The sequence below is a fragment of the Pseudomonas sp. B21-028 genome (assembly GCF_024749045.1).
Lineage (GTDB): Bacteria > Pseudomonadota > Gammaproteobacteria > Pseudomonadales > Pseudomonadaceae > Aquipseudomonas.
The window spans coordinates 3,853,371-3,863,715 of sequence record NZ_CP087184.1 but is presented as its reverse complement, the minus strand read 5'-3'; the positions used below and the strand labels follow the sequence as shown (position 1 = coordinate 3,863,715).

11 protein-coding genes and 1 pseudogene are annotated in these 10,345 nt (G+C 58.4%); 6 read left to right on the top strand and 6 right to left on the bottom strand.

What is annotated here, in order from left to right; genetic code table 11:
* Positions 1-137: 137 nt before the first annotated feature.
* From LOY35_RS16425 to LOY35_RS16415, 3 genes are all read left to right on the top strand, one after another.
* Positions 138-1,142: a cupin-like domain-containing protein gene (locus tag LOY35_RS16425; protein WP_258624838.1), complete on the top strand. Its 1,005-nt coding sequence runs from the start codon at positions 138-140 to the stop codon at positions 1,140-1,142.
* Positions 1,139-2,509, top strand: coding sequence for an MFS transporter (locus LOY35_RS16420; RefSeq protein ID WP_258624837.1), 1,371 nt, complete (start codon positions 1,139-1,141; stop codon positions 2,507-2,509). Before LOY35_RS16425 ends, LOY35_RS16420 begins: the two co-directional genes overlap by 4 nt.
* A 117-nt stretch (positions 2,510-2,626) precedes the next feature.
* A complete protein-coding gene (locus LOY35_RS16415; protein ID WP_024780235.1) occupies positions 2,627-3,238 on the top strand; it encodes an aspartyl/asparaginyl beta-hydroxylase domain-containing protein in 612 nt (203 codons plus the stop codon).
* Positions 3,239-3,276: 38 nt separating this feature from the next.
* On the opposite strand, the gene LOY35_RS16410 is transcribed toward LOY35_RS16415, so the two are convergent.
* From LOY35_RS16410 to LOY35_RS28600, 5 genes and pseudogenes are all read right to left on the bottom strand, one after another.
* Entirely contained in the window at positions 3,277-4,104 is an 828-nt protein-coding gene (locus tag LOY35_RS16410; RefSeq protein ID WP_258624836.1) for an AraC family transcriptional regulator, read from the bottom strand.
* 8 nt (positions 4,105-4,112) lie between these two features.
* Complete coding sequence (locus tag LOY35_RS16405) at positions 4,113-4,424, bottom strand: AzlD domain-containing protein (protein WP_258624835.1); 312 nt, start codon at positions 4,422-4,424, stop codon at positions 4,113-4,115.
* Complete coding sequence (locus LOY35_RS16400; protein WP_258624834.1) at positions 4,421-5,119, bottom strand: AzlC family ABC transporter permease; 699 nt, start codon at positions 5,117-5,119, stop codon at positions 4,421-4,423. Before LOY35_RS16400 ends, LOY35_RS16405 begins: the two co-directional genes overlap by 4 nt.
* Positions 5,120-5,317: 198 nt before the next feature.
* Positions 5,318-6,106, bottom strand: a complete 789-nt coding sequence (locus tag LOY35_RS28605; RefSeq protein WP_408981258.1) for a methyl-accepting chemotaxis protein — start codon at positions 6,104-6,106, stop codon at positions 5,318-5,320.
* A gap of 69 nt (positions 6,107-6,175) precedes the next feature.
* Positions 6,176-6,943 (bottom strand): annotated as a pseudogene (locus LOY35_RS28600) (MCP four helix bundle domain-containing protein); the annotation flags it as partial.
* 322 nt (positions 6,944-7,265) lie between these two features.
* Between LOY35_RS28600 and LOY35_RS16390 the strand changes: the two are divergent.
* Entirely contained in the window at positions 7,266-8,162 is an 897-nt protein-coding gene (locus tag LOY35_RS16390; RefSeq protein ID WP_258624832.1) for a LysR substrate-binding domain-containing protein, read from the top strand.
* Here the strand turns inward: LOY35_RS16390 and LOY35_RS16385 are convergent.
* A complete protein-coding gene (locus LOY35_RS16385; RefSeq protein WP_258624829.1) occupies positions 8,156-9,064 on the bottom strand; it encodes an MBL fold metallo-hydrolase in 909 nt (302 codons plus the stop codon). The two genes, LOY35_RS16390 and LOY35_RS16385, sit on opposite strands and share 7 nt — an antisense overlap.
* A 271-nt stretch (positions 9,065-9,335) precedes the next feature.
* On the opposite strand from LOY35_RS16385, the gene LOY35_RS16380 reads away from it, so the two are divergent.
* Complete coding sequence (locus tag LOY35_RS16380) at positions 9,336-9,761, top strand: N-acetyltransferase (protein WP_258624828.1); 426 nt, start codon at positions 9,336-9,338, stop codon at positions 9,759-9,761.
* A gap of 113 nt (positions 9,762-9,874) precedes the next feature.
* On the top strand, positions 9,875-10,330 hold the full coding sequence (locus tag LOY35_RS16375; protein WP_258624827.1) for a hypothetical protein: 456 nt from the start codon (positions 9,875-9,877) through the stop codon (positions 10,328-10,330).
* The last annotated feature ends 15 nt before the right edge of the window (positions 10,331-10,345 follow it).

Genomic DNA, 10,345 nt, shown 5'->3' with positions numbered 1-10,345 from the left:
AAAATTAGAGGATCCGTTTCCCGGTGTCTGTCATGGGAAGCAGGGACAACGGCGGGAAACGCGGCTTTGCGGTGCTTGGGCGTGGTCGCGCGAGTCTGTTATACCAACGACCCTGAGTGAGTTTGCGAGGGTTGAACATGCCACTGATCGCCGAATCGGATCGTCCGGTTTCCAAGTTCTGGAGCCTGTCCCGTTTTCCCAATCACCCGCAGGCAGGGGCGGTCGAAGTGATCGATGCGCTGGCGATTTCCAAGGAGGATTTCACCCGCCGCTATGTCAATCGCAACCGGCCCTGCCTGATCAAGAATGCCGTGCGGCACTGGCCGGCCTTCCACAAGTGGAACCGCCTGGACTACCTCAAGGCCCACTCGCACAACAGTAACGTAGTGGTCCGTTCGCAGATCGTCTCGGAAGTCATCGGCTGGTCCAATCCCAAGGTCAAGGCCGAGCTGACCGAGTATGCGAACACGGTCTACCGGGACATGCCGTTCCATGAGTTCCTCGACAGCCTGGGGGAGGGCGATTCGCCGCTGGTGGCCGACAGTTGCCGTTTCTCCGAAGGCTCGGCCATCGAGCGGCTGAAGGAGGACGTCGGTGGCCTACCGTTCATGCCTCAGTTGGGCAAGACCCGGGCCTATCCTCCCCATCGCAGTTTCCTGTACCGCAACTCCTACACCGATTGGCACTTTCATGTCACCGACGAGACGTTCATGGCCCAGGTGGTCGGGGCCAAGGAGGTCCTGCTGCTGCCGCCGGACGAGACCAGTTGGCGGGCATTGCGACCGGTGATCGAAGAAGCGGGCTACCTGTACGACATCGATACCGGGCGTTTCCCCGGAACGCTGGACCTGCGCGCCCTGCGCACGGTAGTGGAGCCGGGTGATGCGTTGTACATCCCGGTCTACTGGTGGCATGCGGTCCAGTCGATGGACGATGCGTTCGGTGCCACGGTCGCAGCCACGTTCCCAACCCCTTTGCATGTCAGCGGTAATATCAGCTCGCCTATCGCCAGGCGGGTGTTGCGCACCTATCTGTTTTCCCGTTATGCCCCCCTGGTGCTTGGCGCGGTGGCGTATTCCCTGGTCTATCGACTGATGAGCAAGCTGGTGGATGTCGCCACGTCCCGCGATGTGCGCACATGAGCCTGGTGAGCGACCGCAAGGGCTTCGATCTGGGGCGGGGTTTCTATTTCCTCTGGTGTGGCGAATCCCTGGCGGTCATCGGCACGGCGCTGATGGAGTTCGCCCTCGGCGTCTGGGTGTACACCCACACCGGCTCGGCGGTGGCGTTTGCCAACGTAGTACTGGCGGCCACCTTGCCGGCGGTGCTGTTCCTGCCGCTGGCGGGAGGGCTGGCGGACCGGATCAGTCACCGGGTCATCATTGTCTGTTGCGATGTCAGCCTGGCGGTGCTGTTACTGGGCGTCATGGCGTTGCTCTGGTTCGAACGGCTGGAGCCGTTGCACCTGTACATCTTCAATTGCCTGGCGTCGATTGTCGGCGCCTTCCGCAAGCCGGCGTACCAGGCGGCCGTCAGCACGATTGTCGCCCCGGATAAATTCACCCGGGCCTCGGGATTGATCAGCATCAGCAAGAACGCTTCGGCCCTGGTGGCGCCCCTCTTGGCGGGGGCGATCATGGCGAAGGCCGGGCTGGTGACGATCCTCGCGGTGGATCTGCTGACGTTCTGTTCCGGCACGCTGTTGGTGATCAAGGCGTTTTCCCATGTGCGGCCGCCAGCGGCCCATCACGACGCGATAGCCAAGGGCACGGTGTTCGGCGGTGCCCTGGGCAACGTCGCCGCGGCCCTGAAATTCTTCGTCGCCGAACGCCTGATGGCCGGGCTGCTGGTGTACACCATGATGCGCAGTGCGCTGTTGGCCCTGGCGACCCTGATGATGACACCGCTGCTGTTGTCGACCCTGGGCAGCCAGGTCCTGGGCATGGCCTATACCTGGGCGGCCCTGGGCGGTTTGGCCGGGGCGGGGTTGTTGATTTCCATGGGCAATCCGCGCCGGTTGATGGCGATGGTGGCGGTGGCCGACCTGTTGCTGGCGGCGTGTGTCGTGGCCCTGGGGATGGTCTCGCAGGCCGTGGCCTACTGCGCCTTGGCCTTCGTCGCGATCACCATGGCGAGCATCGCCGATGCCAGCGTGAACGCGTTGTGGATGCGCAGGATTCCCGCCGGCAGTCGCGCCAGTGTATTTGCCTTGATCAGCATGTTGACCATTGCTGCCACCAGCCTGGCCGTCATCGTTGGCGGCTTCCTGGTCGACCATTGGTTCCAGCCGGCGTTGATGCCGGGCGGCCTGTACGCCGATTCGATCGGGCGCTGGCTGGGGACAGGCCCGGGGCGTGGGGTGGGGATGCTGTTCGTGGTCGCCGGGGCGCTGTTTGCGCTGCTGCCGCTGGGCGTTCTTCTCTACGGGCCGATGCGTCGCCTGGACGAGGCGCCCACGCCGATGGCCGTGGCACGGATGGTCGACGGCCCGCAGGTCGACCCGCTGTGACGCTGTACCGGATTCCCGTGACAGACAGGCCGGGCCCGCTGGGTCAATCTTCCCAGGCTGGTCCGCTGCGCCCCTCATCGCCACCGGAATCGACAATCCTCAACAAAAGGAGCTCCTATGCGCCCGTCGTTTTATGATTCCAGCCGTTTTCCGCACCTCAAGAACCTTGCCGACAACTGGGAAGTGATCCGCGAGGAGTTCCTGGCCCTCGATGCGCCGACCCTGACCATCAACCGCGTGGGCAAGTCGATCACCGAGATCGTCGATGAAGTCGCCGCGCACATGGAGGCCGGCGGTGAGTATGGCTGGCTCTGGGGCTGGGGCGATGACATGGACGTCATGCCGGAATGGACCCAATACGGTCTGGTCGCCTATGACACCCCGATCCCCTATGCCCGCGCCGCCATGCCCGGGACCATCGACCTGCTGAGCAAGATCCCCGGGATCAAGCTCTGCGCCTTGCTGCGCATGGAGCCGAACGTTTTCCTCGGCACCCATTCCCACACCGGTACCTGGGAAGAAGGCCTGTTGCACATGCAGCTGACCATCGATGCCCCGACCACTCAGAACTATGCCTACCTCAACGTCAATGGCAACTTCAACCAGAGCACCAACGGCAACCTGGTGATCTTCGACGGCTCCCTCGACCACTTCGCCGTCAACGCTTCCCGGGCTCACCGTACTGTGCTTTATCTTGAGTTCTACCGCGAGAAGCACATGGCGGCGTGAGGTTCGCCTGGTTGGGTGGGTTGGCGCGGTCTCCTGCCTCAACTCACCATGGCAGCCCGGTAAGCCCCTGGCCCTATGCCAAAAGCTTGTTTGAACTGCCGGGTAAGGTGGCTCTGATCAGCAAAGCCGAGCTCCGCGGCAACCCTTGACGGGGCAATGCCTTGCTTCAATAACACTTGTGCACAAGCCAGGCGCTTTTGCGTGACCCAGCTATGGGGAGGCAGGCCGGTTGCGTTGCGAAACACGCGGGCAAAGTGAAAAGGGGAGAGACCGACGCTGGAGGCAAGCTCCTCAAGCGACGGGGGGAACGCCAGGCGCTCAAGCAGTATTTCCCTGGCTCTGCGCACCGCTACAGGCTCCTTTCCTGGCGCTGCGACCGGGCCTATCCCGGCATGCCGCTGGAACAGCATCAGCGTGGCTTCCCTCCACGCGGTTTGTTGCAGCAATACCGAGGCCTCATGTTCTGCAAACAGATGAACGTTACTGAACGCTCGCGCCACTTGTGAATCGGTCAAGACACTGCTGATAAAGCGGGGAGAGCCATTGAAACGTATATCCAGCTCTGCCAGGACCTCGGCAAGTTGCGCCAACGTGGGGTAAAACCCTCGGTAGCGCCATCCTTCATGGTGGGCGGTTGCACCGGTATGCAGCTCATCCGGATTGATCAGGACCACGGTTCCGATGGGGGCAACGTGTTCACTGCCTCGATGCCGAAACCGCTGCGCACCCGACTCGATGACCGAGATGACAAAACTGTCGTGAACGTGAGGGGTGAAGCGCTGCTGGTAATATTGAGCGTGCAGCAATTCCACGCCACCCAGGCTTGAGGCTTGCCAGAAATGCGTGTTTTCAATCTTGCTGGCCACGGCTCACCTCAGAATAGAGACCTGAACAGGTAGAAACAGCCCATGCTGACCAGGACGCTCGTCAGCACCCGTCCCGTCCAGAGCATGAGACCCACGGTGCAGAGCCCACCCAGCAGGTAGGGATTCAGAACGCTCAGGCTCAGCGTATGGCCTGGCATGAAAATGATGGGCCCGCAGATCGCCGTCAACATCCCTGGCACCGCGAAGGAAAGAAAATCCCGGGTGCCTTGGTTCAGTCTAAACGGTAAGCGTGGCTCCAGAAACAGGTAGCGGTTCAGGAACACAATCACACCCATTCCAGCGATAACGGCGAGGATCATGAGCGTCCCTCCATGAGCCGCTTGCAGACGAAACCCGCAGCCATGCCAGCCAGCCCCGACACCACCAGCGCAGACTCCCAACGCAAGTAACTGAGCAGCACCGAGCAGGCGAGGGATACGAACACACAAATGATCGTCGGGACCGATTTCACCACAGGGGTGACCAACGCGATGAAGGTCGCAGCGATGGAAAACTCCAACCCGAGCGACTCAAGGTTAGGAATGCTCTTGCCCAACAGGATCCCTGCCAGGGTGAACACATTCCACGCCAGGTAAAAGCTGAGGCCGACACCCAGGGCAAACCAGCGGCTGAAGGTCTTTTGATCGTACTGGCTGTTCAGCGCGAAAAACTCGTCGGTCAAAAGAAAGCCGAGGCCTATTCTCCATCGTGAAGAAAGCGAGGAAAGGGTAGCGCGCATGTGCAAACCGTAAAGCAGGTGCTGCGACGTCAGGAGCAGGGTCGTCACAAGAATCGAGGACAGGCTGGCCCCTGTCTTGATCATGCCAATGGCGACGAGTTGGGCGGCACCGGCAAAAACAATGGCCGAGAAGCCTTGGCTTTCGAGAGGCGTCATCTGGGCATCGATCGCCAATGAACCAACCAGCAAGCCCCAGGGAGCGCAGGCCAGGGACAGTGGAATCACAGCCATCGCGCCTTTCCAGAAGGCTTGATAAGGCGAAAGGGTGGAACGCATGGGCGATGCACGTCGATTATGAATGGGGTTTCAGGATCCCGGATCGTGCGGTGGCCGTATTGAACGATATTGCTGTTTGGGGGGGCGCTGGAGCACCTTCACGGACAGGCTGAGTATCAGCCTGGAAATGAGTCAAAAGTCGGTGATTCCACTCTCTGGAAGGCCCTGTTCGGACCTTCCGGAGAGACGGCGGGGCAGTCACGTCTTGAACCGCAGTACCAGATTGTTCAGGTTTACCGCGAGTTGCGACAGTTCGTTGCTGGCAATGAGCGTTTGACGGGTTCCTTCGCTGCTTTGCACCGCCAGATCGCGAATGCTGACCAGGCTTCGATCCACATCACGTGCTACATGCGCCTGTTGCTCGGACGCCGTTGCGATTTGCAGGTTGCGTTCGTTTATCTCCAGTACGGCATGGGTGATCTGTTGCAAGGATTGCCCGGCGTCTTCTGCAGTTTTCCTGGTGCTATGCACTTCCTGGGTGCTTTTGTGCATCGACTCCACCGTGGCAGAAGAACCAGCCTGTATCGCTGCGATCATCAGCTCGATTTCCTGGGTGGACGTTTGCGTACGATGTGCCAAGGCGCGCACTTCGTCGGCAACCACTGCAAAGCCTCGACCTTGCTCGCCTGCTCGCGCCGCTTCGATGGCGGCATTCAATGCCAGAAGATTGGTCTGCTCGGCAATGCCCCTGATGACGCTCAACACTTTGCTGATGTCTTGGGCTTGGCCGGCCAACGTCAGAACTTGTGCGGATGAACCTTCCACCAGGCTCGTCAGATTGCGCATGGCCGCCAGGGTTTCAATGACACGTTCATTGCCCAGGTCTGCCGACAGGCTCGACTGTTGGGCTGCCTGGGAGGTTGACGTAGCATTGCGAGCCACTTCTTCAACGGCCGCACTCATCTCGTTGACTGCAGTAGCGGCTTGCTCGATTTCGCTGCTTTGTTGCTGCAATGTCCGGTCAGCGCTTTCAGTGATGGACGTCATTTCGACGGCTGCAGTACTTAATTGAGCAGACGCACCGGAAATCTCCAGAACAGTTCGCCGCAGTTTCTCCGACATGATGTTGAGCGCCTGCATCAGGCGGGATGCTTCATCTTTCCCGGTGACCTCAAGCTGCCGGGTCAGATCCCCTTCGGCAATGCTTTCAGCCAGTTTCAGCGATGTATTGATCGGAACGACAATGCTGCGGGTCAAGGCGACAGCGAGGAAGACCGTGAGAATCAGCGCGACGACTACGACAATCATCAGGACGTTGACGCTATGGCCATACACTGCCGTTGCAATGGCGCCTGACTGCTCCGTCTCTTTTGCATTCAGCTCGCGCATGAGCGTGAGTTTTTCTTGATAGGCCGTGGCGCGGTTTGCCTGTTCCGAGTTGGCAAAGACAACGGCCTTGTCATGGTCGGAAGCGTCCATTGCGATGACTTGCTTCAATCCATCGATGTAGACGTTCATCGCGGTTTGGGCGTCATCGAGCTGGGCGCGGTCCTTGTCGCCTGTCATCAGATTCTGCCGATAGTATTCGCTGCGCGACTGCAGAGTCTCCATGGCTTGTCGTACTTTGGCTTGTGACGTGCTTTTGACTGAGGGATCGGTGCTGGCCAGCATTCTGATGCTCTCGAGACGAGCGTGTAGAAGCGCAATTTGAATATCATCGACCACTTGAATGCTAGGCAGTGATTTTTCTTCTATGTCTTGTTCCGCGGTGCGCAAATGACCGATTTGAACGTAGGAGAAGCCTCCCAGCCCGATCAAAAGCAAAGTGATTGCACCGAAGCAGAATGCAGCCCTGCGCGCGATATTGAGCGATCTCAGATTCATGTTTGGCTCCGGTGGCGTACCACGTAACGCCTTTCGAGAGCTGGCTCTTTGCCAGCTATTACAGGGTTGGCCAGAGCGGATGAAAATTCTGTGAGTTGTTTGTGGTTTTTTTGCGAATGAGGAAGAGCGCGGTTATCGAGATATTGTTACCTAGGACTGCTGGAATGAGTGGCAATGACTGCGGGCTGCTTATGCCACGCCATGGTGGATCGGCGCCAACCAGATTCCCCAGTCACAGCAAATTGCGAGACGATTACGCATACATGTGTTCGCCCTGATCGAGCCTCTTTACTGATCGCTACGCCGTTGTTACGGAGATGAGATGACGTTTCCACCCTTGCACAATTTCAAAGTGTTCGAGAGCGTAGCCCGCTTGGGCAGCCTGGCGGCCGCTGCAGTTGAGTTACATGTGACAGTCGGCGCTGTGAGTCAGCAAGTCAAAGCGTTACAGGCCAGCCTGGGTATAGAACTGTTCGAGAAGCGCGGCCGGCAACTGGTGCTCACCGCCAATGGTCGGCTGCTGCAAAAGCATGTGGCGAACGCAATAGGCGAGATCAGCAGTGCGGTAACCGCAATGCAGTCCGGTTCTGATGCCGAACAGGACGTTGTTGAAATCACCCTGTCCATTCCGCCTGCCGAGGGCGTGGAGTGGCTGACTACGCCGTTGCTGCACTTCATGGAGGCATCGGACTCGGTGCGGGTGAACGTGATCACCGCACCGGGGATGCCGCAAGTAGACTGGCGTCGCGCCGATGTGGCGGTAATTTACGGTTCGCCGCCATGGCCAGGCGTCTGGTGGCGCTTGATGCACGGTATTCGCATGACTCCCGTGTGCAGCCCGCAATATTTGCGAGGGCCGAAAGCCATTCGCGAAGTAACGGATCTGGCTCGACACCGCCTGCTCCACGAAGACACTGGCAGCCAGTGGCAGCAATGGCTGGCCGATGCAGGCTGCAGCCTTATCTGCAAGGAGGACATCTATTTTGAAGATTTTGGCATGGTCTTGCAGGCCGCGCGCGATGGTTTCGGCGTGGCGCTGAGCGATGAACTCGTGTCTGCCCGCGATCTCGACGAAGGACGTTTGGTGCGTCCGCTGCCGAGCACGGTGCCCGCGCTGCACAATTACTATGTTGCCTGTCGTGAAAGCGCGCGTGAACGCCCGGAAATCCGGGCGTTCATCAACTGGTTACTCGCTACGGCCGGTCAGCCCGATCAGTAACCGTAGCCTCGACCATCGGTGAACTGGATGTTGGTGAGAATGCTGATGTCCTTTTCGACCTTGTACAGTTCGGAACTCTTGATCAGTTCCGGGTCGCTGAAGGTTTCACCTTTGGCACGCCCGGCGAGGATCAGCGCCATCTTGTCGCGAATCGACTGTACATTGGCGTAGGTCATCGCCGGCACTTTGGTCGGATCCTCGTCCGCATGAGCACCATAAATGGCGGTCTGCTGGTTGATCATTTTCAGCGTGGCGTCGAGAGAAGCGACGTAGTCTTTGAGATTGCCTGCCAGTAGCCACGACGGATAGACATGATCCCCGGAAAGCAAGATGTTATGCGTCTCATCGAAGAGCGCGACTTCGTCCTGCGTGTGTCCCGGCACGCTTATCAGACGCATCTTCAGACCGCCAAGGTCGATGGTCTCGTCGGGTTTTATCAGTCGCGCGACCTTGAAGGGCGGCACCACCATGTGATCGAAGTTGCCCAGATAAACCGGCTCGGGTACACGGTAGAAGTCATCCTTGTCCTTGAATTGACGAGTGAATGGCGTATCGACCAAGTAGATACTTTTGAAATTGTGTAGGCCACCCAGGTGATCGAAATGCAGATGTGAGGGCAGCAGCGAGAGTGGCTTGTCAGTGATCTTGCTTGCCACCAGCGTGATGTCTTCTTTCTGATTCGCACCCGAATCGAACATCAACGCCTGGTCATTGCCGACCAATAAGTACGAAAAATTCTTCTGGTAATAACCGGGTTCGCCAATGGCGTAAAGGAAGTCCGTCAATTTATGCACGACGAAGGCCGAGCCTTGCGTTTTATCGGCCTCCTGCGCTTGAAGAGCAGACGATGCGGATAGGAAAACAGAGGAGGCGAGGGTCAGGAATCTTACGAGTTTGCGCATGGTGTGCGAACCTTTTCTTATATTCAGCGGATGGCGGGCTGTTTGTTGCCTTGCCTATCTCACGGGTTGTCGGTTCACACATCAATGGATGATTTTTAAAGTGGGATACTTGAGTTCAGCTAAAGCGTGAGTCGAACAGTTTATTTTCAAAGAGGCTGCTGCCCCTTCAACCCTTCCACACAAAGGGCATGAAGAGTTTACTGATTCGGCTGGACATGGCAGAAATAAGCTACTTTACTGACCCGCTTGCTTATCGCTCAGGGAGAGCGCCGTGCCTTTGCAAATCCAACTTTCGGAAAATGTGACCGAATCAGAGCGGTTGGGAATTTTGAACCCGCTGCTGGCCCATAATCTTGCCAATGGTGGGGACGATGGCCACGAAACCTTTGCCCTGTTGCTACGAGCCCCGGATAGCAATGAAGTCATTGGGGGACTGTATGGAAAGATTTCTTATCGGTGGCTGCTCATCGATCTTGTCAGTGTTCCCGAGTCGATGCGTGGTCAGGGTATCGGAGAACGACTGATGCGCATGGCAGAAGACGTGGCAAAGGAAAAGCACTGCATCGGGATCTGGCTGGAGACTTTCAGCTTTCAGGCGCCGGAGTTTTATCAAAAGCTGGGTTATTCCGAATTTGGACGCCTGGCGGATTATCCGCCGGGATATGCCCGGTTCTATTACCAGAAGCGGCTATGCTGACAGTGGAACAAACCAGTGTGGTGCTAGTCTTCAAGTCTGCTCCCTGCAACGGGCTGTTCTTACCGGGGGCGATGCGCAACGTTGGAGTGTTTTTTACACAGGAGGTTTAGAGCGTGTCCTGGAAGTCAAATCTTGTAACGCTGGCCCTGTCTGCCGTTGCCTTTTCGGCGCAGGCCCAATCCGATCGTGAAGTGGTCGAGGACATGGTGACTCGCTCGGCCAATGTCTGCCCAGGCCACAGCACCGAGCGCACCACGCCCACGGTGAAGGCGGTGCCTGTCGGCGCGTTGCGGGTCATGCTTGACCGCGGTTTGGTCATGTGTCCCGACCGGCGCCTCGATGTCGACGCACCGGCCGTGTTCTACGGTAGCGTTGGCGTATTCGAATGGAACCCCGAAGTGCCTGCAAGCTCGGAAGTGATCGTCAAGCAGATCGACGCCATGACCCGCAAGGACGAGTACCCATCGGACACCTTGGTTTGGGACGCGGAGGGTATGCCACTCAAGCAGCGCACTGTACCGGCTTTCGAATCCAAGCCAGGGGCTGCTGTGCTGTATCGGGTACGCTAAGCCCTGCCGACGAGG